Annotated in this window: 23 protein-coding genes and 3 pseudogenes; 16 read left to right on the top strand and 10 right to left on the bottom strand. The window is 58.6% G+C overall.

Features of this window, described 5'->3' with window-relative positions; genetic code table 11:
* Positions 1–6: 6 nt before the first annotated feature.
* Both C4J90_RS09695 and C4J90_RS09700 read left to right on the top strand, forming a co-directional pair.
* Entirely contained in the window at positions 7–480 is a 474-nt protein-coding gene (locus tag C4J90_RS09695) for a DMT family transporter (RefSeq protein ID WP_124362181.1), read from the top strand.
* A 39-nt stretch (positions 481–519) separates the two neighbouring features.
* Positions 520–1,335, top strand: coding sequence for an SMP-30/gluconolactonase/LRE family protein (locus C4J90_RS09700; protein WP_256657465.1), 816 nt, complete (start codon positions 520–522; stop codon positions 1,333–1,335).
* 413 nt (positions 1,336–1,748) lie between these two features.
* Here the strand turns inward: C4J90_RS09700 and C4J90_RS09705 are convergent, their stop codons facing one another.
* Positions 1,749–1,937, bottom strand: coding sequence for a hypothetical protein (locus C4J90_RS09705; RefSeq protein ID WP_124403708.1), 189 nt, complete (start codon positions 1,935–1,937; stop codon positions 1,749–1,751).
* Here C4J90_RS09705 and C4J90_RS26865 point away from each other — a divergent pair.
* Complete coding sequence (locus C4J90_RS26865) at positions 1,936–2,199, top strand: hypothetical protein (RefSeq protein ID WP_164484523.1); 264 nt, start codon at positions 1,936–1,938, stop codon at positions 2,197–2,199. The genes C4J90_RS09705 and C4J90_RS26865 overlap by 2 nt on opposite strands.
* 520 nt (positions 2,200–2,719) lie before the next feature.
* On the opposite strand, the gene pip is transcribed toward C4J90_RS26865, so the two are convergent.
* Together pip and C4J90_RS09720 are read right to left on the bottom strand one after the other, a co-directional pair.
* Positions 2,720–3,700: a prolyl aminopeptidase gene (pip, locus tag C4J90_RS09715; protein WP_124362182.1), complete on the bottom strand. Its 981-nt coding sequence runs from the start codon at positions 3,698–3,700 to the stop codon at positions 2,720–2,722.
* 120 nt (positions 3,701–3,820) lie between these two features.
* Complete coding sequence (locus C4J90_RS09720; RefSeq protein WP_124362183.1) at positions 3,821–4,495, bottom strand: SOS response-associated peptidase family protein; 675 nt, start codon at positions 4,493–4,495, stop codon at positions 3,821–3,823.
* Positions 4,496–4,769: 274 nt separating this feature from the next.
* Between C4J90_RS09720 and C4J90_RS09725 the strand changes: the two genes are divergently transcribed.
* The gene (locus C4J90_RS09725; protein ID WP_124403709.1) at positions 4,770–5,768 is read left to right on the top strand and encodes an NAD(P)/FAD-dependent oxidoreductase; all 999 of its coding nucleotides are present in this window, start codon (positions 4,770–4,772) and stop codon (positions 5,766–5,768) included.
* Positions 5,769–5,805: 37 nt separating this feature from the next.
* Here the strand turns inward: C4J90_RS09725 and C4J90_RS27060 are convergent, their stop codons facing one another.
* Complete coding sequence (locus tag C4J90_RS27060) at positions 5,806–6,225, bottom strand: hypothetical protein (protein ID WP_256657894.1); 420 nt, start codon at positions 6,223–6,225, stop codon at positions 5,806–5,808.
* Positions 6,226–6,382: 157 nt separating this feature from the next.
* The gene (locus C4J90_RS27065; RefSeq protein ID WP_256657469.1) at positions 6,383–6,688 is read right to left on the bottom strand and encodes an alpha/beta fold hydrolase; all 306 of its coding nucleotides are present in this window, start codon (positions 6,686–6,688) and stop codon (positions 6,383–6,385) included.
* A gap of 294 nt (positions 6,689–6,982) precedes the next feature.
* Here C4J90_RS27065 and C4J90_RS09735 point away from each other — a divergent pair, with 294 nt between their 5' ends.
* Together C4J90_RS09735 and C4J90_RS09740 are read left to right on the top strand one after the other, a co-directional pair.
* Positions 6,983–8,158: a hypothetical protein gene (locus C4J90_RS09735; protein ID WP_124403710.1), complete on the top strand. Its 1,176-nt coding sequence runs from the start codon at positions 6,983–6,985 to the stop codon at positions 8,156–8,158.
* Complete coding sequence (locus C4J90_RS09740; protein ID WP_124362185.1) at positions 8,155–8,880, top strand: ferritin-like domain-containing protein; 726 nt, start codon at positions 8,155–8,157, stop codon at positions 8,878–8,880. Before C4J90_RS09735 ends, C4J90_RS09740 begins: the two co-directional genes overlap by 4 nt.
* A 359-nt stretch (positions 8,881–9,239) precedes the next feature.
* On the opposite strand, the gene galE is transcribed toward C4J90_RS09740, so the two are convergent.
* Positions 9,240–10,265, bottom strand: a complete 1,026-nt coding sequence (gene galE / locus C4J90_RS09745; RefSeq protein WP_124362186.1) for a UDP-glucose 4-epimerase GalE — start codon at positions 10,263–10,265, stop codon at positions 9,240–9,242.
* Positions 10,266–10,575: 310 nt separating this feature from the next.
* Here galE and C4J90_RS09750 point away from each other — a divergent pair, with 310 nt between their 5' ends.
* From C4J90_RS09750 to C4J90_RS09785, 8 genes and pseudogenes are all read left to right on the top strand, one after another.
* Complete coding sequence (locus C4J90_RS09750) at positions 10,576–11,745, top strand: glycosyltransferase family 1 protein (RefSeq protein WP_124362187.1); 1,170 nt, start codon at positions 10,576–10,578, stop codon at positions 11,743–11,745.
* Positions 11,733–12,926 (top strand): UDP-galactopyranose mutase, encoded by a 1,194-nt coding sequence (gene glf / locus C4J90_RS09755; protein WP_124362188.1) that lies wholly within the window; start codon positions 11,733–11,735, stop codon positions 12,924–12,926. The genes C4J90_RS09750 and glf overlap by 13 nt, the downstream gene beginning before the upstream one ends.
* Positions 12,923–14,125, top strand: a complete 1,203-nt coding sequence (locus C4J90_RS09760) for a beta-glucosidase (protein ID WP_124362189.1) — start codon at positions 12,923–12,925, stop codon at positions 14,123–14,125. Before glf ends, C4J90_RS09760 begins: the two co-directional genes overlap by 4 nt.
* Entirely contained in the window at positions 14,122–15,882 is a 1,761-nt protein-coding gene (locus C4J90_RS09765; RefSeq protein WP_124362190.1) for an ABC transporter ATP-binding protein, read from the top strand. The genes C4J90_RS09760 and C4J90_RS09765 overlap by 4 nt, the downstream gene beginning before the upstream one ends.
* A 148-nt stretch (positions 15,883–16,030) precedes the next feature.
* Positions 16,031–16,456 carry an HPF/RaiA family ribosome-associated protein gene (locus C4J90_RS09770; protein WP_124403711.1) on the top strand — a complete coding sequence of 142 codons (426 nt, stop codon included), beginning with the start codon at positions 16,031–16,033 and terminating at the stop codon, positions 16,454–16,456.
* A gap of 11 nt (positions 16,457–16,467) precedes the next feature.
* Complete coding sequence (locus C4J90_RS09775) at positions 16,468–17,595, top strand: hypothetical protein (protein WP_124362192.1); 1,128 nt, start codon at positions 16,468–16,470, stop codon at positions 17,593–17,595.
* Between the two features lie 35 nt (positions 17,596–17,630).
* Positions 17,631–17,924: a hypothetical protein gene (locus tag C4J90_RS09780; RefSeq protein ID WP_124362193.1), complete on the top strand. Its 294-nt coding sequence runs from the start codon at positions 17,631–17,633 to the stop codon at positions 17,922–17,924.
* Between the two features lie 27 nt (positions 17,925–17,951).
* Positions 17,952–18,645: pseudogene (locus C4J90_RS09785) on the top strand (malate:quinone oxidoreductase); the annotation flags it as partial.
* A 365-nt stretch (positions 18,646–19,010) separates the two neighbouring features.
* On the opposite strand, the gene C4J90_RS09790 reads toward C4J90_RS09785, so the two are convergent.
* Entirely contained in the window at positions 19,011–19,313 is a 303-nt protein-coding gene (locus C4J90_RS09790; RefSeq protein ID WP_124362194.1) for a DUF6555 family protein, read from the bottom strand.
* Positions 19,314–19,944: 631 nt separating this feature from the next.
* Between C4J90_RS09790 and C4J90_RS09795 the strand changes: the two genes are divergently transcribed.
* Positions 19,945–20,235: a hypothetical protein gene (locus C4J90_RS09795; protein ID WP_124362195.1), complete on the top strand. Its 291-nt coding sequence runs from the start codon at positions 19,945–19,947 to the stop codon at positions 20,233–20,235.
* Between the two features lie 40 nt (positions 20,236–20,275).
* A pseudogene (locus C4J90_RS09800) lies at positions 20,276–20,475 on the top strand (hypothetical protein).
* On the opposite strand, the pseudogene C4J90_RS27070 reads toward C4J90_RS09800, so the two are convergent.
* The 3 genes and pseudogenes from C4J90_RS27070 to traD form a co-directional block, all read right to left on the bottom strand.
* Positions 20,459–20,653 (bottom strand): annotated as a pseudogene (locus C4J90_RS27070) (site-specific integrase); the annotation flags it as partial. The pseudogenes C4J90_RS09800 and C4J90_RS27070 sit on opposite strands and share 17 nt — an antisense overlap.
* 232 nt (positions 20,654–20,885) lie before the next feature.
* The gene (locus tag C4J90_RS09810) at positions 20,886–21,617 is read right to left on the bottom strand and encodes a TIGR03747 family integrating conjugative element membrane protein (RefSeq protein WP_124362196.1); all 732 of its coding nucleotides are present in this window, start codon (positions 21,615–21,617) and stop codon (positions 20,886–20,888) included.
* Positions 21,618–21,705: 88 nt separating this feature from the next.
* Complete coding sequence (traD, locus tag C4J90_RS09815) at positions 21,706–23,811, bottom strand: type IV conjugative transfer system coupling protein TraD (protein WP_124362197.1); 2,106 nt, start codon at positions 23,809–23,811, stop codon at positions 21,706–21,708.

Below are 23,811 nucleotides of genomic sequence, written 5' to 3' on the forward strand. Positions count from 1 at the left end.
CGTGAGATGAACGCAGCCTACTACCTGCTGGCCGTCTGCGCAGGGCTTGGCATCACCCTGCAGACCACGCTGAATGGCCAACTCGCTAAAGGCGTGGGTGGAGATTCGGTCGCGGCGGCGCTGTTCTCTTTTACTGCCGGTGCGTTATGCCTGAGTATCTTTTCATTGATGCGCGGCGGGATAGTGGTCTCACTGGCGGCTATACCTGCCCAGCCCTGGTGGAGCCTGCTGGGCGGTCTGCTGGGTGCCGGCGCGTTGCTTAGTTATGTGGTGCTTGCGCCAAAAATCGGTCTGTCAGCCCTGCTGGGCCTCGCTATCGCCGGGCAGATTATTTCGTCACTGGTTATCGATCACTTCGGCTTGATGGGGGCATTGGAAAGGCCGGTGTCTCTCGTCAAGTTGGCCGGGGCAATGGTGATGCTCGCAGGCCTGGCCATCGCTCTGTTCGGTGACAGGTGGTTAGCGCTTTTCTCCAACTGACTGCCTTGTTTATCCCATCCTGTTTCGTAGGACGCAACCATGTTTAAAGCCCTAACCGACACGACCAGTCTTCTTGGCGAGTGTCCTGTCTGGTGTGAAAGAACCGAACGCCTGTTCTCGACCGACATCCCCGGCCGCGAGTTGCGTGCTCTGGACCCCGAAAACGGCGAAGTGCAGCGATGGTCCCTGCCAGAGCCGCTAGGGTCATTTGCCCTCACGGCAGACGAAGACATATTGCTGATGGGACTGGCATCCTGCTTGGGCTACTACAACCTGAGCTCCGGTCGTTTCAGCAAAGTCACAGCCACCCCTGGCGTGGCAGGAACCCGGATCAATGATGGCCGCTGCGACCGTATGGGAAACTTCGTATTCAGCACGATGGACACCGGCGAGCCGGTGCAAACCATAGGCAGATTTCACCGGCTCAATGCCGCGACGCTCGAGACAGAAACGCTGGACCTTCCCGAAGTGGCGATCCCGAACAGCATCTGTTTTAGCCCGGACGGTTTCACCATGTATTACGCGGACTCCCTGCAAGGATGCATTTTCTGCTGCGATTACCCATCGCTAGAAAACCAGCGTGTATTCACTACAGTCAACGGTCAGGGTGCTCCAGACGGTTCTTGTATTGATGCGCATGGTTTTCTCTGGAGTGCGGAATGGGGCGGTAGCAGAGTCGTGCGTTACGCGGCAGACGGCAAAGTTGACAGCGTGATCGGCTCCCCGTGTATTCAGACCACTTGCCCGGTCTTAGCGGGACCTGGTTATGAAACGCTTTACTGCACCAGCGCAAGGATAGGGCTGGATAAGCCGGCAGATTTCGATGGCACGCTGATAAAGCCGAAGCCGTTTTAGCTGCCGGATTGCCTGAAGAGCGATTTGCAGGACGACTGCACTGAATAGTGGGTTCTAGCCTGTCGCGCCGTTCTGAATGCCAATTGGTAGACGCGTATGAATGACCGCTTCTGGCCGAGGCTGTGTAAAAACGTTTTTGAGCGCGCCATGTGCCCAAAACCGGACTGAAAATCGCGTTTCTACGCAAAATCCACATCTTCAGACGTGCCGATAAATTTCAGATTTAACGTAGACGCGCACACTTCAATTTTGGCGAAGCGTTTTTACACACTCTGGGCCGAAAGCTGCCTTTCCTGACCGGCAGAAATCGGCGAGCAGCGGCCGTAATTCTCCTATAGTCAGAGAGCCCCCGTTGCCCAAACGCCTCACGTGCGAACTCCAAAAAGCTGCTCAGCTTTGGGGGCAGTCTTTGGTCAGGGGCGTAGAGCATATGCGTCCTTCACTGTCTCGATGCCGAAGGCGAAGCCCTCGGCCCGGTCGGCGGCGTGCAACGTATCGGCCACGGTGCTCGCTTGGGCAATACTGTTCAGCAACTTAAGGGCTCGGACATGCACCGCTTGCGGGAAGTCCAACGCCACGAAGGGGTCGATCACGCTGTTCATGCCCATTTCCAGCATTGAAGCTCGCGGGCTGCTCGACCGCAAGGTCGTATTGTTCTGCCTGGATCAACAGCCAGCCACCCGGCTCGTTGCGCCCGTCGGTGATCGGTCCTTGCAGCAACAAGCCACCCGGCAGGATCACGCGCAAGGCGTTCGCTTCATTCGGGCCCTGCAGGTAACGGTCGAACTCGTGCGAAACCGTCCGGTACCGACATTACGCACGCGGGCGTTCAATTCCAGCATGGTGAGGTCCTTCGACGGCTGACCCAAGTACAGTGACAGCACGGTGGCGGTCGCCAGGCCTTCATAGGCGTATGACATGGGGCAGCGTCCGACGCATTGACCAGAAAGTTAGCGTGGCAGACCAGCACCGGGAGAGTGGTTGCCGCCAGCGCAAAAAAAGGCCCCCACGCCTGAGTCAGGTGTTGGGGGCCTGTTGAACATAAACGGCGCATCAAAAAAGCCATCAATCGCGCTAAAAGGCTAACGCGACTCCTTGGCGTTGAGCATCCCAGCCGGCGGCGTACGGCGACGTTCGAGATCGTCCCACTGCTCAGGCCTGCGCTGCTCTCCACAATACGTGCAGACATATTCCTCCGGATTTAAGTCCAGGTAGTAACCCTTGCGTATATAGGGATGACCACACTTTTTTTTGAAGTCTTCACTCCGCTTTTCGAGTTCTTCAGAGACATTCCGAATTCCCTCTCAGACACGATGTTCCGCGCGTCTACTCACTACATATTTCACTGTTCAGTCAACCCGTATGAGCGGACCACGCCTTCGCTTCAATAGAACTTCCCCATTTCCTTGAACTGCTCGGTCGCCTCGATCAGCGCGCTGATAATCCCTGGTTCAGACGGCGCATGGCCTGCGTCGTTTATGATCTTCAGCACCGAGTCTGGCCAAGCTTTGTGCAAGCGGAAAGCGGAATTGGGCGTGGCAATCATGTCGTGTCCACCCTGGATGATTTTGCACGGGAGATGCTTGATCGCCTCAATGTTGGCTATCAGTTGGTCTTCTTCAAGAAACAGACGGTTTTTAAAATACCAAACGTCAAGGCGCCCCATGCCGGTACTGGTTGTTTGATCGGCGGCTTGTTCTTCAACCCCGTCCGGATCGTGGCGTAACAACGAACAACTTGCCGAGTAGCGAACCCAAGCGCGAATGGCTTCTCCGCTTGATTTCTCGTCGTCGCTCGTCATTCGATCGAGATAAGCCTGCAGCAGATCCTGGCGCTCCTCCTCGGGAATGAAGTTCACGAAATCCTCGTGTGCTTGTGGGAAAAACCGACGCATGCCATGGATGAACCAGTCGATCTCATCTTCGGTGCCAAGGAATACGCCCCGTAAGATGAAACCCAGACAGCGCTGCGGATGAGCCTCACCATAAGCCAGAGCGAGCGTGGTGCCCCACGAGCCACCGGTTATCAGCCAGCTTTCGATATCCAGATGCTTGCGAAGTGTTTCCAAGTCGTCGACCAGCGCCTGTGTCGTGTTGTTGCGCAATTCTCCCAGTGGCGTCGAACGGAGGGCGCCACGTTGATCGAACAGCACGATGCGGTAGTGATCGGGATCCCAGAACTGGCGCTTGCCGGGTGGCGCACCTTCACCGGGGCCACCGTGCAGGTACACCACTGGGACTCCGCCAGGGTTGCCGCTTTCCTCCCAATAGAGGGTATGAGGTTCATCGACTTGCAACGTACCGCTGCGTCGCGCTTCTTCGATGGCAGGGAACAAGTTGTAGGTGACTTCACAAGGAGCTTGCATTATTCATCCTCTCGGCAAACTGCTGGTGCCTCATAGATTCCTGACTTCGGCACCGAGTCGATGGCGGGCCGCTCGGAGTGGCCTTGTGAGGTTCCAAGCGGCCCAAGGTCATGTCGGTACTCATCGGCCACGCAGGCTGCGCGTGGAGGTCAGAACATGCTCCAGTTGCGGTTCTGCCAGCGCCATGTGCATGGCCAGGTCCTGCGCCTGTTCCCATTGCAGATCGGGGCGTAACCATACCTGCGCATCCTCGGCAGTGAACGCCAGCAGGCGCTGCTGTCTTGTGGAACTGTCGTTGTGCATGACCAATACGAGCCCGTCACAGCCATTGAAGTGTTCACTGACCTGCGCCAGCGCCGCGAGGAAGATCGGCCCGTTCTCGCGTGACGTGGTGTAGCTGAGGCGGTGGCTGTTTTTCAATTGCTCGGGTTCGCAGGCTTCATACCAACCGTCAACCGCTACTAGCATGCGTCCGTCGCGCTTCACCCGGTCGAATACCCTCGAACGCATTACAAGATGGAGTGGCAGATGAGTCATCGGCGGCATTGTTCCCATCGACCAGAACGGTTTCCAGCCCCAACGAACCTTGATGCATTCTAGGACGCCGTTGCGGCTGTGTATGGCATTGACCTGCATGTTCGGTTTGATCACGTTTCGGCTGTCCTGCGGTTCAAAGGTTCGGTGCAGGCTACTATCCGCAATGCCAGTTGCATTCCCCACGCCTTGGTTTTGCACCTTGGCAAACAGCGCTTCGAAACCCTCGGCTACATCATATTGAACAATGTATTCACACATCGCGAAATTCCTGGCAGTGGCACTTCTAAAGAGTCTGCCGCGTCGCGTCTTATCAATTTTTACGGATTGAATGCGGCAGATTATGTAAATGCGAACCAAGGTGTTGCCTGGCGGTTCGAAACTCCTTTTGTTGAGCAGACGAACGGCAAAAAGAATTTGCGTTTCATCGGCTTAGGTGACCACTCATCGGATGCTGCCGTTTAAAAACTGAGGTGATAGCTCGATCTTTTTGTCGTCATTCAATCGGCTTCCAAGCAAACCAGGAGGGCAGCGGATGTCAGTTAAGTCAGACAAATACCGGGACGTTCCAGAGCGCCCCGAATCACCGTCAGCAGGTCATATCGAGGTCGATTGCTTGATTGTCGGCGCCGGCCCTGCAGGGTTAACGGCGGCGGTTTATTTGAGTCGTTTCCATCGGCGAGTCGTGGTCGCCGACGGGGGGCAAAGCCGTGCAAGCCTAATTCCGCTTTCGCACAATTATCCCGGCTTTGCGCCAGGCATATCGGGCAACGATTTGCTCGATCGATTGCGCGAGCAGGCCGTGTCTTACGGGGCGACGATTGAAGCCGGAAGCGTGGAATGTCTGCGCAAAGACCACACTGGTTTCGTTGCGCAACTCAACGGACGAGCGCTGAGCGCGCGGCGTGTGGTGCTGGCAACTGGAATGGTCGATACCTTGCCGCAGATGGATCGACCCTACGATGGCATTGCACACTCGGTGATTCGGCTGTGCGCCATATGTGATGGCTACGAAGTCAACGGTGACAACGTGGCGGTATATGGCGAAGCACACTGTGCTGTTGAGCACGGGCTATTTTTGCGCAACTTCACCGACCACGTGACGGTGCTGGCCGAGGGTGATAGCGAAGCTGGTGAGGACGTGAGCGCGAGAGCGCGGTGCGCCGGTATACGTTTGATTAGGGACCGGGTCGAGTACATCGAAGTGAGGGGCGGCAAAGTCTACGTAAAAGCGGGGAAAGGTGAAGATTACTGCTTCGATATCGTCTATCCATCGCTGGGCTCACGGTATCGCTCGGAGCTAGCGGTGCAACTGGGCGCGCAGGTGGACGAGGAGGGCGCTTTGTGCGTTGACAACCATCAGCGCACATCGATTGACGGGCTTTACGCTGTCGGGGATGTCGTGGACTCGCTCAAGCAAATTAGCGTCGCTACAGGCCAGGCGGCGGTCTGCGCGACTGCTGTGCATAACAGCCTGGAACTACGTCTTTGGGATCGGTTACGGGACGAAAGAACCGTTCGGGGTACCGCTTGAGTACATAAGCGGAATAGCGTCTTCGGTCAAAATAGTTTCAGCCTAACCAGCGTAACACCGCGAGCTCCACGGTAGAGGTCATCGGACACTTCAATTCACCGTTTCGATCTCTAAATCCTGATAGCACGTATTTATTCGACGTGGAAGTCAGGCAACCCGCGATGGGGGGGCTTGCTATGATGATTTTCAGCACCGAATCTGTCCAGGCTTTATGCAAGCGAAAAGCGGAGTTGGGCGTGGCAATCATGTCGTGCCCCCCTTGAATGATCTTGCACAGTAGGTATTTGACTGCCTCAATGTTATTTATCAGTTGGTCTTTTCCAAGAAACATCCAGTTCTTGAAATACCAAACATCAAGAAGTCCCATGCTGGTGCTGGTCTTTTGATCGGCGGCTTGCTCTTCAATGCCGTCCGGATCGTGGCGCAATAATGAACACTGGCCGAGTAACGAACCCAAGCGCGAATGGCTCCGCCGCTTGAAACCTCGTCATCGCCTGTCATTCGATCAAGATATACCTGCAGCAGATCGTGCCGCTCCTCCTTGGGAATGAAGTTAATGAAATCCTCAAGTGCAAGGGGAAAACCGGCGCATACCGTGGATGTACCAGTTGATTTCATCTTCGGTGCCCATGAATACGCCCCGGCAAGATGAAACCCAGACAGCGCTGCGGATGAGTCTCGCCATAAGCCAGAGCGAGCGTGGTGCCCCACGAGCCACCGGTGATCAGCCTGCTTTGATGCTCGCGAAGTTTTTCCAAGTCCCCGACCAGCGCCTGCGTCGTGTTGTTGCGCAGTTCTCCAAGTGGCGTTGAGCGAAGGGCGCCGCGTCGATCGAACAGCACGATGCGGTAGTGATCCGGATCCCAGAACTGACGTTTGCCGAGCGGCGCTCCTTCACCACGGCAGCCGTGCAAGTACACGACTGGAACGCCGCCAGGGTTGCCGCTTTCTTCCCAGTAAAGGGAATACTTGGGTATGCGGCGGTGCGCTGATGCTGCTGGGAATTGCCCTTTACGGGTGCAACCGCTTGGCGACTACAGTTGCGGAGTCTGGTTGCATGTGCGACTAGCCGTCGTAGCTAACCGTTCGTCTGAGGATGATCAAAAAATTTCGATGCCCTCCTCAGATCTCTTTGTCATCAATTAGAGCGGAGAATTCAGGTGCCGGCTCGTTGAAACATTCACTTGGTGATGACTGATGAAGGAGATCGACCAATGTCCAAAATCGATAATCTGCTGGACAACAAGGGCACGCCCTTGGACAAGCAGAGCTTTACCTGGCGCGATCTGGCCGGCAAGCCGATCAGTAAGCTGGACGATGATGCATTCACCCGGGTACGGGTGATTTTGATGAACGGCGTTGAATCCGACGCCTTACGACTCAAGCACTTCGGCTCGCGGTTTCACAAAGAGTTGCAGCTGCCGCTGGCACAGATCCGCCGTGTCGAGCAGCACCAGATGACGGCGGTCAACTGGCTGCTGTCCGCGGATCATTCTCCCTTGGAAACCACCGTTGCCTACGAGCAGGTAGCGATCGAGGTGACCGCCGCCGTCGCCCAGAATGAGCCCGACCCCTACCAGGCCCAAACCTATCGCTTTGGCTTGCTGGAAGACTTCGACCACCTCTACCGCTACGCCGCTATGCTCGACCGGCTAGAGGGAAAGGACGCCAACAATATTCTGCAGGGCTACACCGACCTCGTACCCGGCAGGCCTACCAGCGAACATCACCGCGCCCCCGGCGATGACCTGCGAGACAACTATCAGAAAGACAGTGCCGCACTGATCACCAAGATTCACGCCGCACTGATCACCGGGGCCGAATACCAGACACACGACTATTACATGAACATCGGTCCGCTGTTCGCCGACCCGGTGGCTCGCGCGCTGTACGCCGAAATCGCCTCGGTCGAGGAGCAACATGTGACCCAGTACGGTTCGTTGCAGGACCCCAGCGAAACCTTCATGGAAAAGTGGCTGGTGCATGAGGCGATGGAGGTCTACACCTACGCCAGTTGCGCCGAGCAGGAAGAAAATCCGCGCATCAAGGCGCTCTGGGAACGCTTCGTCGACTATGAATTGGGACACCTGAACCTGGCCTGCGAGTTATTCAAGCAATATGAACGCCGCGATCCCGCCGAGGTATTGGCCGGCCCGCTGCCGCGCATGATCGAGTTCAAGAGCCAGCGCGATTTCGTGCGCGAGACCTTGTCTCGCGAGGTCGACCTGCGCGCCCATGGTATCAATTACTTACCAAAGGAAAGGGAAGGGCAGGCGTCTCTGGATCAACGCGCACGCCTTAACAGTGAGGGCGTTCCAGCCAACGTGGTGTCAGCTGGCTACGCCTTCAAACCGGGCACCGAACTCAACCCAGCGGGAGAACAGCAATGAGCGAACGTCAAGTGATCATCGGCACCAACCGCACCGGCGCGCAGATGTCGCCTGAAGGCACTGCACGCCAATTGGAAGCTACGCGCATGTTTCCCGCCGATGTCCCGGGCGACATGGGCGCCTACACCGCCGCGCGCGAGAGTGCTATTCGCGAAGCCGACCTGATCGGTTCGGTGCCGTCTCCAGGTAGCGCTAAGGGTGTGGTCAAGACTGCGCTGGACAAAACTATAGGCAAGGCGCCTGAAGTGCTGCTCGACAAGCTCGGCGAGCGCCTGGCTTTCGAGCGCACTGGCGTACGTTTATATGAAGCGATGGTGGCCAAGGCCATGTCCGCACCGGGCGCCAACCCCGCATTGGTGGGCACCCTGCGCCAGATCCAGGCCGAAGAACTAGAGCACATGGACCTGGTGCGCGAAGCCATCGAAACCCTGGGCGCCGACCCCACCGCCATGACGCCGTGCGCGGACGTGGCCGGGGTCAAGGCCATGGGTGTTCTGCAGGTACTGACTGACCCACGCACGACTGTGTCGCAGTCGATGAGTGCGATCCTGACCATTGAATTGGAGGACAACGCGGCGTGGGATTTGTTGATTGAGCTCGCCCGCGCAGGTGGCCATCCGCTGATTGCGAAGCGCTTCGAGCATGCGTTGCAGCAGGAGGAAACACACTTAGCGACGGTTAGCCAATTCATTCGCGACGACCTGCTTGCCCAAGTGAGCTGACGGTTTGCGCGATGCGTAGTTTCGCGCCGGACATGGGCGTGAAACTACGCGCACTGCCTCAGGGTTCATCGGATAGGTCAGTAGAAACGACGGGTCGAGCTCGCCTTTCTGGATGTGCTCAAACAGCATGGGTGCGCAACGCTGCCCTTGGTTGCTGCCCGTCTTCAGGGTTTATATCTTATTTGGAGCAGGAGGGCCGCATTTGACTCCCAGTTCACGAACGGCGCTACATTTGCAGGGAAATTGCGGAACCCAGTCCCACGCGCTTCGAGCCAAAAGATGACTTCTTGAGACATCTCCTCCATTCCAGCGCTGACTCCGGTGTGTCTGAATCAATGTTCCCTGCCAATGTGTGCGCTTCACTTTGTCTGCCAAATCGCCTTATGCTCACGCTGGTTGATTTGCCAGCGCCACGCGTCGTAGAGCATTTGCTCCAGTGAAAAGCGCGCTTGCCAGCCCAGCTCGTCGATGGACTTTTGGGGGTCGGCCCAGCAGCAGGCTATGTCGCCTGGGCGACGCGCTTCGAAATTCAGCGGGATCCTGACGCCGCTCACCTTTTCAAAGGCGTTGATCACATCCAGCACCGAATACCCGCGCCCCGTTCCCAGGTTCCAAATACTGACGCCACAGCGTTCGCGCAACGCTTCTAGCGCGCTGATATGCCCCAACGCTAGATCGACGACATGGATGTAATCGCGAACGCCGGTGCCGTCCGGGGTCGGGTAGTCCTTGCCGTACACTGACAACGCTTGCCGCTCGCCACTGGCAACCTGAAGCAGATAGGGCAATAGATTGTTCGGTGTGCTGGTCGGCGCTTCGCCCAGCAGGCCGGAGGCATGGGCACCGATTGGGTTAAAGTAGCGCAGCAGGCCTATCGACCAGCGCGGGTCAGAGCTAGCCACGCTTTTCATAACGTTTTCACACATCAGCTTCGACATCCCGTACGGGTTGGTCGGTTGCCCGGTGGCGCACGCTTCGTTGATTGGCATGCGGGTGCAATCCCCATACACCGTTGCGGATGAGCTGAACACCAACCGGAATACGCCGGCCTTTGCCATGGCCTGGCAAAGCACCACGCTGCCGCCGACATTGGTGTCGTAGTAGCGCAATGGCTCGCGCACGCTCTCGCCGACGGCTTTCAACCCCGCGCAATGCACTACGGCGTCGATGGGGTAGTCACGCAGCAGCCTGTCGAGCAACCGTCGATTACGCACGTCGCCATAAATGAACTCCGGCCGCTTGCCCGCCAAGGCGCTTACCCGGTCGATCGTCGAGCGACGGCTATTGCACAAATTATCCAGTATCAACACTTCTTCGCCTCGGACCATCAATTCCAATGCGACGTGCGCACCGATGTATCCCGCACCGCCCGTAATCAAAATCATGCGCTCGCCCTCGTTCGCCTGGCATCTACCCGATGCCTGTTTCCTCAGTTCGGTCAGCGCTGTTTGTGCAGCTGACTGTTCAAGGTAGGGGTCGCTTTCTAGGAGGAGTTCAAGCCGTTTGACTGATCGGTATATGCAGTTCATCGGCTGCGCTGATTCTTGCACTGAACGACCTGCGACGACCGTGCTTCCAACTTTCAAGAGCCGAATAGCCTGGATAAAGACTGTTGTGCACTTGCCGTATCGACACGGTATGGCCAAAGGGCTCGATGCATGAGCCGTCATCTTTTCGCTTGATAAGGACGTTGATATGAACCTTTCGGAACAGCCCGTGCCGTTTGCCCAAGTAAGTGGGCTAAGTCCTGTTGAATCCGCCAGCCAGGCCCGTCCTACGCTGGTGTGCCTATCCCATTTGCGCTGGGAGTTCGTCTACCAGCGTCCGCAGCATGTGATGTCGCGCCTGGCGAAAGACTACGACGTGATCTTCTTCGAAGAACCGGTGGTAGGCGGTGGCGAGCCTCCTCGCCTGGAAACGTCGAGCCCGGCGGCGGGCATCCGGGTGGTCGTCCCGCACCTGCCTGAGGGCCTGGGTGAGCAGGCGATGATCGAGGCGCAGCGACGGTTGCTGGATGAGCGTCTTGCCAAGGCCGTGCAAGGTGATCTTCTGCTCTGGTATTTCACGCCCATGAGCCTGGCGTTTACCGACCACCTCCAGGCGCGGGTCACGGTGTTCGACTGCATGGATGAGCTGTCTGCGTTCAAGGGCGCGCCGGCCCAACTGGTGCACATGGAGCGGCTGCTCATGGACAAGGCCGACGTGGTGTTCACTGGCGGTTTCAGCATCTGGGAGGTCAAGCAGCACCAGCACGGCAATGCGCACCCTGTGCCTAGCAGCGTCGACATTGGCCATTTTGCGCAGGCACGAAACGCGTTGGCGGACCCTGCCGACCAGGCGCCGGTCGCGCGGCCACGCCTAGGCTTTTTCGGTGTGATCGATGAGCGCTTCGACATCGAGCTGGTTGACCATGTGGCGGCGTTGCGTCCCGACTGGCAGATCGTATTGGTTGGGCCAGTGGTCAAGATCGATCCGCAGACCCTGCCGCGACGCCCCAATATTCATTATCTGGGCGGGCGGCAATACGCCGAGCTGCCAGCTTACCTGAACGGCTGGGACGCGGCCCTGATGCCGTTCGCGCTCAATGCGTCCACCCGTTTCATCAGCCCAACCAAGACCCCCGAGTACCTAGCCGGCGGCTGCCCCGTGGTCTCGACGCCGATACGCGATGTAGTCAATGGCTACGGCCAAAGCGGTGCCGTATTTATCGCCGACACTGCCGACGCGTTTGTCAGCGCCATCGAAGGCGCTCTGCGCCTGAAAGGCACGCCCGATTTCCTAAAACGTGCCGATGCGGCGCTTGAGGGGATGTCTTGGGACAACACGTGCCGCTTTATGAAGGAGCAGATCGAATGCCTCAGATAAACCTTGAAACCGCCAAGTCCGGACCGTCCTGCCAACCCGGGCGCGGGGTCTATGACTACCTGGTCGTCGGTGCCGGGTTTGCCGGCAGCGTCATCGCCGAACGGCTGGCCCAGGGGCTGGGGCGCAACGTGCTGTTGATCGACCGACGCGCGCATATCGCCGGCAACGCATACGATCACCCGGATGCGGCGGGGGTACTGGTGCATCGTTACGGTCCGCACATCTTTCACACCAACGCGCAGCGGATCGTCGACTACCTGTCGCGCTTTACCGAGTGGCGGCCCTATGAGCACCGTGTGCTGGCGCAGGTCGATGGGCAACTGGTGCCGATCCCCATCAATCTCACCACGCTTAACAAACTGTACGGTTTGTCGATGACGTCCGAGCAAGCCGAAGTGTTCTTGGCCGAGCGCGCGGAGCCGGTGGCCACGATTCGCACGTCGGAGGACGTGGTGGTCAATCAGATCGGGCGCACGCTCTACGAGAAATTCTTCCGTGGCTACACCCGCAAGCAATGGGGCCTGGACCCTTCCGCGCTGGACAAGTCGGTGACCTCGCGGATCCCCACGCGCACCAATGAAGACGACCGCTATTTCACCGACACCTTCCAGATGATGCCCCGCGATGGCTACACGCGCATGTTCGAGCAGATGCTCGATCACCCCCGGATCGACGTGCTGCTGGATACCGACTTCAAGGACGTGCGCGATGAGGTGAAATTCAACCACGTGATCTATTGCGGCCCGATCGACGAGTACTTTGATTTCCAGTTGGGACGCTTGCCCTACCGTTCGTTGCGGTTCGAGCACCAGACGCTCGAGCAGGAGCGCTATCAGCCGGTGGCGGTGGTCAACTTCCCGGACCCGGAGGTGCCCTACACGCGCATCACCGAGTACAAGCACCTGACCGGTCAGGTCCACCCCTGCACCAGCATTACTCGCGAGTTTCCCTGCGATGAGGGCGACCCTTATTACCCGGTTCCACGCGCCGAAAACGTCGAGCTGTACAAGCGGTACAAGGCCCTCGCGGAGCAGACGCCGAATGTGACGTTTCTCGGGCGCCTGGGTACTTACAAGTACTACAACATGGACCAAGTGGTGGGCCAGGCGCTTGCGTTGTACCGCGACATTGAAGCCGCGAGCAGCGAAGCCACCGTTGCAGCCGGGCTCGATGTGTTATGAGCGCGCCGCCGGAGCAGAGCCAGAGGGAGCCCCGCGAGCGCGGTCATCACGCGCTCTTCAACAGCTTCGTGATGGCGGGCTATGAGTGCTCCAGCCAGCGCCGCCAGGATGGTCGGCGCCTGGACTTGCTGGCCGCCACCGGGCACGCGCGCTGGGCACACAAGGACTACGCGCAACTGGCGGGCCTGAATGTGCGTTGCGCCCGTGACGGCCTGCGTTGGCACCTGATCGAGCGCAGCTCCGGTCGCTACGACTGGAGCAGTTTCCTGCCGATGCTCAGGGCTGCGCGCGATCACCAGGTGCAAGTGATCTGGGACCTTTGCCATTACGGGTATCCGGATGACCTGGACGTCTGGCGCCCGTCGTTTGTCGACCGGTTCGCACGTTTTGCCGGCGCGGTGGCAGGGCTGATGGCGGATGAAGGTATCAGCGTTCCGATCTATTCGCCGGTCAACGAGATATCGTTCTGGAGCTGGGCGGGGGGCGACGTCGGTTATTTCAACCCCAATGCCCACGGGCGCGGCCAGGAGCTCAAGCACCAGTTGGTGCGCGCCAGCATCGCCGCGATCGAGGCGATTCGCGAGCGCGCGCCGGCTGCGCGTTTCGTGCAGTGCGACCCGCTGATCAACGTGGTCTCCGAGTCGCAGCGCAGCGAGGACATTGAAAACGCCGAACGCTACCGGGTGGCCCAATTCGAGGCCTGGGACATGCTGATCGGGCGCCAGTGGCCGGGCCTGGGCGGGCAGGAGGATTACCTGGATATCATCGGCGCGAATTTCTATCCGCATAATCAGTGGTATTTCCACGGCGGGCGCATTGCGCTGGGTGAGTCGGATTACCGCCCACTCGCCGGTATGCTCAAAGAGTTGCACCAACGCTATCAGCGGCCGCTGCTGATCTCCGAAACCGGGGCGGAGGACCAGGAGCGTTTGCCCTGGTTGAGCTATGTCGTGGACCAGGTGCTGATGTCGCTGGAACGGGGGGTGCCGGTGCAAGGCATTTGTTGGTACCCGTTTCTCGATTACCCCGGCTGGGATGATGGCCGTTATTGCCCCACCGGCGTGTTTGGCTACGCCGACGGAGAGGGCGAACGCGCGCCTTTCCACCCGTTGCACCTGCAGCTCAAAGCCCTGCCCGAGCGTATCGAGGCACGCTTGCGCGAGCTTGATGCAAGGCGGGCGCAGAGGCTGCGCACATGATCTTCCAGCGCTTGCGCGACGAGCCTTTGCCGACGACAGCCAGCGCGTTTTTATGGCGCTACGTGAGGGTGCGCCCGCTGCATTTCAGCGCGATGTTGTCACTGGTGATCGGCGCGGCCTGCTGCGCGGTGGCGGTGCAGTACGGCATGAAGTTGCTGGTGGACGCCATGGCCGGAGAGTCGCAGGCCGACCAGGTGTGGCATGCGTTCAGTCTGTTCATTGGGTTGATCGTGTTGGAAAACGTGCTGTGGCGGTTGGGCGGTTGGGTCGGCTGCCATACCGTGGTGGGCAGTTGCGCCGACCTGCGCGTTGACCTTTTTCATCACCTGACCGGTCATCCGATGCGCTATTTCAACCGGCATTTCGCCGGCTCGCTGGCTAATCGAGTGTCGGCGGCCGGTGCCGCCGCCAACACGGTATACGGCGGCCTGGCCTGGCGCATCGTACCGCCGTGCGTGGATTTTATCGGTGCCGTAGTGGTGTTGTTCGCCGTGCGCGGCTCAATGGCATTGGCCCTGATCGCGTGTGTGGTGCTGGTGGCCGCGTTGATCACTGTGGTCGGCGTGCGTGGCAGGAACCGGCATATCGCCTTCGCCTCGCAGTCGGCGCAGGTCGGGGGCGAGATTGTCGACCTGGTGTCCAATGTCTGGACGATCAAGGCGTTCTCCGGGCGCGAGCGCGAGCGCGTCAGGCTGGAGCGGGAGATAGGCGTCGAGGCGGGCGCGCATCGGCGCAGTTGGATCTACCTGGAAAAGGCACGCGTGCTCCACGATATCTGCCTGTCCATCATGGCCGGGTCAATGCTGGGCTGGGCGATCCTGCTGTGGCGCCAGGGCCAGGTTACGGCGGGCGATGTGGTCATGGTCAGCGCGTTGACGTTTCGTATCCTCCACGGCTCGCGCGAATTGGCGCTGGCGCTGGTGGAAGCCAGCCAGCAGATGGGCGTCATCACCGAAACGCTCGGCATCATCGCGCAGCCGCACGAACTCAGCGATGCGCCGGAAGAACTCGCGCCGACCCGGGGCAGCATCAAATTGCTGGACGTCAGCTATGCATACCCCGGCGGGCGCCAGGTGTTCAACCATTTATTCCTGGACATTCCTGCGGGCCAGAGCGTCGGGATTGCCGGTACCTCGGGTTCGGGAAAATCCACGCTGCTCAGCTTGCTCCAGCGTCTGGACGATGTGCACAACGGCGCGATCCTGATCGACGACCGGGACATCCGCTCGGTCAGCCAGGACAGCCTGCGCCGGCAAATCGCCGTGGTACCCCAGGAGCCGGCGCTGTTCAATCGCAGCATCCTGGAAAACATCGGCTACGGCCAGCCGCGCGCGACTGAGCAACAGATTATTGATGCCGCCCGGCGAGCCTACTGCGATGAGTTCGTGCAGGCGCTGCCTGATGGTTATCACACGCTTGTGGGGGAACGTGGCGTGACGCTTTCCGGCGGGCAACGCCAGCGCCTGGGGCTGGCGCGGGCGTTCCTGAAGAACGCGCCAATCTTGATCCTCGACGAGGCGACCTCCGCACTGGATTCCGATTCCGAGGCCATCATCCAGTGCGCGCTGATGGACCTGATGCGCGGCAGGACGGTACTTGCGGTGGCTCACCGACTCTCGACCATCGCCAGCTTCGACCGGGTGCTGGTGCTGGAAGAGGGGAAGGTGGTTCAGGACGGTGCACCCGATGAACTGCGTCGCCGCCAGGGACGTTTCCGCACGCTCTGGCAGATGCAGACGATGGTCCAGGACCACTGATGCCTGAGCGTGCTCGGAGCGGAGTACGCCGTTGATCGGCCTGCGCCGTTTGCCGAACGAACGCGTGAGAATAGCCTCGGTTCGAACCTTACATGGCCGTTGACGCCCTTGGGCGAGCCTACTTTTCAGGACAGAAGAGGAATTGACCATGCTGGTACAGGTAGACAGTAATCATATTGAAGGCAGTGCCGATCTTCAGGCGTGGGTAGGCAGTACAGTGGTTGACGAGGTCGAGCGCTACAGCTCGATGCTGACGCGCGTGGAAATCCACGTGGGCGACGTGAATGCGCAGAAGTCCGGTCCGCAAGACAAACGTTGCCAGATCGAAGTGCGCCCCAAGGGCCACAGCTCGTTGTCCGTTACGCATCAGGCGGAAAGCCTGGAGCTGGCCGTCGCTGGCGCCGCGCGCAAAATCCACCACGCGCTGGAACATCTGATGGGACGCTTGTCGCCCAAAGTCGAATCCACCGGGCATCTGACGGCGCCTCCGGTCCAGGAAGAATCGCCGGCGCAAATCGACGCGCTGCTCGAAGACGATTTCCTGGCCAGGCAGGCTGATCTGGACAAACACTGAGGAGGCTCCCCATGGTCCACGTTCAAACCTTTACCCGCGACACTCTGGACACGCTTCTGGCCCTGGCGGATCGCACCAACCTGAGTGTCTACATGCCCGCCCAGCAGACGTTTCCCGAGCGCACGCAAAACCCGATTCGTTTGAAGAACCTCATCAAAGACCTCGAAGGCCTGCTGGCTGATCAGGCGCAGGCCGAGACGCTGCTTGCACCGTTTCATGACCTGGTGGCCGACACCGAATTCTGGAATAGCTGCCCGCCTTCGATCGCGATCTTTGGCGGCGCCGAGTATTTTCTGGTGGTGGGGTTGCATCGGATGGTCCAAGAAACCGCCATCGTCAACCGCCACCCCTATCTCAGGCCGCTGCTGCGCCAGGCGCCAATGACCGAACGCTACCAGGCGCTGTGCCTGACGCGGGACAGCGTGCGGGTTTACGAGGGTGCCGCGCAGACACTGCAGCAAGTCGAATTGCCGGAGGCGGTGCCCACTTCCCAGGCCGATGCCTTGGGCGATCAACTGACCTCCCGTGACCAGCAAGGCCACCCCGACGGGTTCAGCGGCGCGGGTGAGCGCGGCGATCCGATGATGCATGAGTCGGGCGGTGGCGGTAAGCAGGACGAAGTGAACCTGGACCGCGAGCGGTTCTTCCGTGCCGTCGACAAAGCGATCACCGAGCACTGTTCGCGCGTCTGCAAACTGCCGTTGGTGCTGGTGGCGCTGCCCGAGAACCAGGCCGTGTTCAGGGCGCTCAGTCACAACCCCTTCCTGCTGGCGGACGGCGTGCGTAAAGACCCCGCCACGCTCTCATCAACCGAGTTGGCGCAGGCCTGCACCGCCGTGATGAGCAAGCGCTACGAGGATTCGCTGAACACCGCGTTTGATCGATTTGGCGTGGCCGTAGGGCAGCGGCTTTATGCCTCGCGGCTGGTGGACATTGAGCATGCGACGCTGGAAGGCCGGGTGGCGTTGTTGCTGGTGGAGGCTGACGGCAGCGAGCCAGGCGCCCAGGTCGCCGAGGAAGACGCTGCGCTGGACGAGCTGATCCTGGCCGTTATCCGCCAGGGCGGCGAAGTGGTGGTGGTGCCTGCCGAGCGCTCGATGCCCACCGACACCCGCGCGGCGGCTGTATTGCGTTACTGAGGCGCACGGGCTTTTTACTCAGCAGGAGCGCGAGCATGGAAAAAAGCGAAAAAGCGATGGAGATTCGGGCCTGGCACCTTTTGCTTGAAGACGATAGCTACCGCCTGGATCAGCTTGACGACTTTTATCGGACCCTCATCAACCGCGCCGACGAGCTGGTGCTGCGCGAGATCATCAGCCTGGAGGAGTGGCAGCGGCTCAAGGACGCCGCAGACGCGGTCTACGCAAAAACGCTGCAAAGCCTTGCAGCCCAGGAACGTGATCGACTCGACACCGTGGCCATCGACCTGTGCATCGATGCGGCGCAGTCGACGTCCTCCCCGAAATAAACCGACCGTCGTGTCTTGGAGGCAACCATGAACAACCCGACACTCAAAGGGGCACTGACTGCCCTGGCCCTGTCGCTGGGCATCCCGCACGCGTATGCCGCCGAAACCAAGCGCGTCGATGTGATGCTGGTGGGGGCGGGATCATGAGTTCGACCCTGGCGGTGTGGCTCAGTGAATTGGAGCCGGGTTGGTCAATGGAGATGGTCGAGCGCCTGGACAAGGTCGCCGAGGAGAGCTCCAACGGCTGGAACAATGCCGGCACCGGCCACTCGGCGCTCGCCGAGCTGAACTACACCCCGGAAAAAGACGGCAAGATCGACATCACCAAGGCCGTGGAAATTAACGAAGCGTTCCAGATCACCCGGCAGTTCCTGGCCTGGCAAGTCAAAACCGGCGTGCTGCACAACCCGCGCTCGTTCATCAACTCCATGCCGCACATGAGTTTCGTGTGGGGCGACGACAACATCCGCTTCCTGAAAAAACGCTACGAGGCGTTGCAGGCCAGCCCGCTGTTCCGGCCGATGCAGTATTCCGAAGACCCGACTCAGATCAAACAATGGGTGCCGTTGATGATGGAGGGCCGCGATCCCTCGCAAAAATCGCCGCGACCTGGACGCCCATCGGCACTGACGTCAACTTCGGCGAGATCACCCGGCAATTCGTCAGCCACCTGCAAACCCGCCAGAACTCCGCCCTCAGGCTGTCGACGGAAGTGCGCGACAGCTAGCTAACTAATCTCCGAATGCTGGCATTAGGGTGGCAAGTAAGCGCTTGTTTGAATCTTCATCAGCGTTTTCATTGAATACATGGCGTTTATGGTCGATGGTATATGTTCGACTATTCATGGACGACCCGATATGTTTGCTAACTACGACGATCACAAGTGCATCAAATGTGATGCACCGCTCGAACTTGGCGAGAGCGAGGTCACCTACATGGTTCCATCCGCATCTGAACAGCGCTGCCCAAAGTGCCGACGCAAGTACTCCGTGCGGGTCATGAACACCGCACTTAGCCAAAGCGTTAAAAGGATGTACATCATGGTGGACAACCGAAAAAATTAGAACGCGTTATAGCTAAGCGCCATCAGTCATCGTGTAGTTGGGTCGCTTTCTCGCTCAAATCTGGTGGGGGCGGTACATATGCTTGGGCGATAAACGGGATATCACCCGACGGACGCCACCTCACGTTTGTAAGGCCGTACCGCTCACCCATTGGCTTGCTGATCCGTTTTATTTTTTCGTTCCGAAACCTAGGGATGATCCCTATCCCTACATCGCACGCTGCCCAGTGCCAAGCTTCCGCATTGTTCATGACCTCCGCTCTTACGATGAAAGATTTAGGTACGTCATGGATTTCGTATTCGATGATATATAAAGAATTTTTCATATCGCTTCTCCCTGAACTTTTTTGTTACTTCATCAGAAAGAAGGTTCAGAATTTTTGTGTTGTACAAAATAGTTCGGGTTGTACAATTCCGTCTCGCTTGTTATTCGCCGTTCGTCGACAGCGACAAATAAAAACTAAACTGACTCTGCATCCTTTGGCTCTCAATACTGAGCCTGTTCGCTCAATCAGTCTCAAGGTATTACTCCTGTTTTGCCCGCACTAAGTGCGGGCTTTTTTTAGGTTTTTATATGATGACTGAATCGTATGAAGTTAATGGCGGGTATCCATCAAGCCAATGCCCCCATCCCTATATCAGAAAGGGCTACTACCTAGGGTTGAGCCCGGATGTATACGTGTGCATGCGCTGCGGAGAACAGCGCAGGCGCGAACACTGGGAAGCTTTCGAACGTCGGCGCATGCCCCCTGCGGGATTACTCAACGTATCGGACGCAACGGTATCCCGCGGCTAACAACGCGAAGTATTCTGATATCGCCGCTTATGTTCAAAAGGCCCCCACACTTTGACCAGGTGCGCGGGCCTTTTTGTTTGCCTGCGTAAACCAGGCCCCGGCAGGCTGGTCTACCATTACCGCTGCGCTTGGTCGAAGCGTGCTTACTAAGGAAGAGCGACGTGTCGCTACCCATCACTGCGCGGCAGATGAATGCGCTAAAGGCGCTTCAGCGGCAGGACCCGGACCTGGGCGAACTGGCCATCGCTATCGCACAGGCCTTCGATGCCGCGAGGGTCGAAAACCCGGAGCTGGCCGTGTTGATCCTGGACAAGACCTGCCGGCGCATGGTCGCCCGTGAACCCGGCAGTCAAGAAGCAATGATCCAGCACCTGGCGACCTTCGGTAAGTTGAATTGCCTGATACCCACCCAGGTCAGCGACTTTACCGATCGAGTCAGGAGGCACGCTTAATCATGAACAACGGATTCAGGAAGAAGCACTGCGCGCCCTGATGGAGGCGGCGCGGTGCGCGATACGCTGGTCAGCCGACAAGAGGAAAAGTGGACGCTGGCTATCCGCCTAGGCGGCTCTGGCAGTAGCTGGTTGGCGGTACGCTCGCGCCGTGAGGCGTTGCGCATTTGGACCAGCCTGACGGCTGTAGGGCGCTTTGCCGATGGGATTGAGTTGCGTAGCTTTAATGTTGAGCTGTGACGGGCGAAAGCTTCAAGGCCAGTTGCAGCATACCCACCACGTCCGGGCCGTCCTCGTTGATCCATGTGCATAGTGCTGGCGGATCATGTGCTATTGGTGTGTCCCATCTGTTCGGCAATCCAGTCGATATAGGAATTGGCCGTGGTCGGCATTGACTGGCGTATGTGTACCGGCATTGGATAAGCCCTTGTGTAGTATCCTTTTGGCCGATTACTGCCGAAAAGTGGTCTATTACAGCCCGCTGCAGGACTTTCTCACACGCCGAGGATGGCTTGGAATGCCTAAACCTACAGGCCTGACAAAACGGAGCCATCAAGCATCCTTACCGCCACAATCCCACGCACCGAAGCCCGGTTCCTTTCTCTCTGGCTATAGCAACCTCGTGCATTACATTCAAGCAGTACGTTCTATCAAAGGTGTTTTTTGAACGTTGCCGCGGTGATAGCAGTTGCTATTCCGACCATCACCGCGCAAGGCAAGTAAATCGCCATGGGATTGAGCGAAAACGGTAGGAATAGGTAGATAATCCAGGGCACGATTAGCAGTGGTAACACTGCTCGCTTAGCACGGTGATAGACAAAACTGCTTTCTTGCCCAGCGCCAAATTTGCGCAGATCACGGCGCATTAATCCATCAACAAAACCAGTGAGCATGCTCAGTAAGAACAGCGGCGTGGCTAAGACCAGAATGGTCAGGCGCACTACGAAGGTGAAGGTAACGTACACCGCGGCCAGCACGAAATCCTCAATACTCACGTAGAGCTGATTGGTCCAGTGCCAGAACCCGTGTCCCTGGCTCGACACCCGGGCCTGATGAGCGAAGTCCGCAAATCCAGTTTTGACCAAAAGCCACTGGGTGAGGATATCCAGTATCTGGACAATCATCTGCCCGGGTTGTTGAAGAATGAGTGAAGATTTGAAGTGCGCGCTAAGCCACCCCAGTTCATTAGTCAGCATGCCTTGGCTGTGCCTCCAGCCTTGATCCCCCCAAAAGAAAAGCAGGCCAGCCCACTCGATCAAGATCGAGAACAGCAATGAGGCAATTAACAAACTGATAGTGCGCAGTACTAAGCCGATCGCCGAGATGAGCAATCCTGAGCGCTGGGTCTGTTGTGGCGGCGTGTTCCGGACGGAAGTCGCCATCGTTCACTCCATTGTGCTTTGCATTTGGTATCGTCACGAAACTTTCTGAATAGCTTGCTGCTGCATCGACTCCTGTGGTGAGACCGGGCTAGCCCACCTGATCCAAATCGAAGTTTGTAGTCGGGCCACCACCGCTAGCCCTCCACCATTGACCCGCCTGCTGGTTGTAAGTCGCCCGCATCATCTGAGTGAGCTCCTGCAGGTCCTTGGGCATGGCGTCGTCGTTAGAAGGTTTCGGTAACGGCATACGAACTTTCCAGAGCTGGCCACCGGCCTGGAAGGAGAACATCTGCCCTTTGGGCAAACTAACGATGTGTGCTGGCTCGATCAGCGGCACACTGGTGCTGCTGACACGGTCCTGTGAGGACGAGGTGAAGTCCGTGTTGGCCCCCGGATCGGAGGTGTCGGTCGCACCCGAGACCAGGGTCTTGGTCAGCACATTAACCTTGGGCAACTGCTGGGTGAGCAGTTCCGCGGTCGCGGTTTCGCGTACCCGTAGCATCTGTAGGGTGTTGAAATTGCCGACCACCTGGCCGGCCTTGGCGCGGTTGCCGATACGTGCTTCGATGTCGCTGAGGGTTTGGGTGTAGGCGGTTACCTGGATACCGGCACCGCCCCCCTTGTTGATCAGCGGAATGAACTCATCGCCCATCAACTCGTTGAACTCATCGGCATGCAGGTTGATTGGCAGTTTGTCACCAGCGTTGCCAGATTGAGGCAGCCCATGGTCAATGCCATGTTTGTAGATATGTCCCGCGACCGAGACCAAGTCGGCGAACATTGAATTGCCCACGGCGGCGGCCACTTCGGCATCAGTCAGCGCATCCAGGCCAACGTAGACGATGCCGCGTTTTCGGATGATCTGCATCCAGTCGAAGATCGGCCGCGGGTCATCCAGGTCGGTGTAGTTGGGAGCCAGTAACTGAGCGGTCTTGCCGGTGGTGAGTTTCTCCAGCAGCGGCAGTAGCGAGGCCACGATTTTGTCGAAGTAAGTGCGGTCGTAGCGCACCGCCGAACGCAGTCCGTCCATTACCGGATCAAATACACGCTTCACCGCCAGGTATTGCTCGATGGCCACCACCCGCTTTTCGCGTCCTATCATATGCCGGGGAATGTTCTTCTCTGTGAGCTTGCCTTCGAGCTGGACGATCACTTCCCACGCCTTCGGGTCGGTCTTGGCGAAAAACTGCTGGGCGTACTCGATGAACAGGGCGTCGATGTTAACCACATGTCGCTGGATCTGCAGGTAGTCCGGGCGCCGGCCCAGCTCGATCAGAGCGCGAGCTATGATGTTGACGAAACGCCAGGCGAACTCACGGAAGGCCGCCGAGTTGCCTTCACCGCTGAGCTGCCCGGCGATGCGCGACGCCACTTCCGAGATGCGCCCGAAACGTCCCACCGCGTTGTAGCGCGCGGAGATTTCTGGCCAGCCAAGATGGAAGACATAAAACTCTTTCTCCCGACCGGCGTGTTTGGCTTCGACGTACATGCGCTTGAGCAAGTCGGCATCGCCCTTCGGGTCGAAGACAATCACTACCTCATGTTCAACGCGGTGAATGTCTTGAGTGATGTATACCTCGGCGAGTCGCGTCTTGCCGACGCGGGTCGTGCCCAGCACCAGGGTGTGACCGACCCGTTCGCCCAGAGGTAGACTGACTTCCGTTTCATCGGGCTCGACCCCATGCAGCAGCGGTGAGCCTCCTACCGGAGGTAAAGGGCGCAATGGATTGAAGGCACTGTCCCAGGCAGTGACACGGGCCAATGTCGAGAGCGGAAACGGTGCCTGCTCAAGGGACCGTTCGAGTCCACGGGCTAGGCGATAACGGGCTGGTTGGTCGACATAATGGGCGACCGCTGGATCCTGAGCCTCGACCAAGCGCTGGGTGTGCAGGCGCGTCCAGCGAAATCCTCTGCCCATAAACAGACGCTTGCGGCTGACCGGGATTTCCCCACTAGTCAGTTCGTATCGGGGCAGTCTGCGAATATTGCGCCGATAGCGCAGTACCTCCCATGCTTGTCGCAGGCGTATCAGGCCGAATAGTGTATAGGCCAGCGCCGCAACCAGCCCGATCTCGGGTGACAGGGCCACAGCCCAGGGCGAGTACACGCACAACACCGCGGCGGCGATGCAGATCGCTACGGTGTACAACTCCACCGCCGGTCGGAGCTTGGACTCCATCGCATGCTCGGCCAT

Source organism: Pseudomonas sp. R2-60-08W, from assembly GCF_003852335.1.
GTDB lineage: Bacteria > Pseudomonadota > Gammaproteobacteria > Pseudomonadales > Pseudomonadaceae > Aquipseudomonas.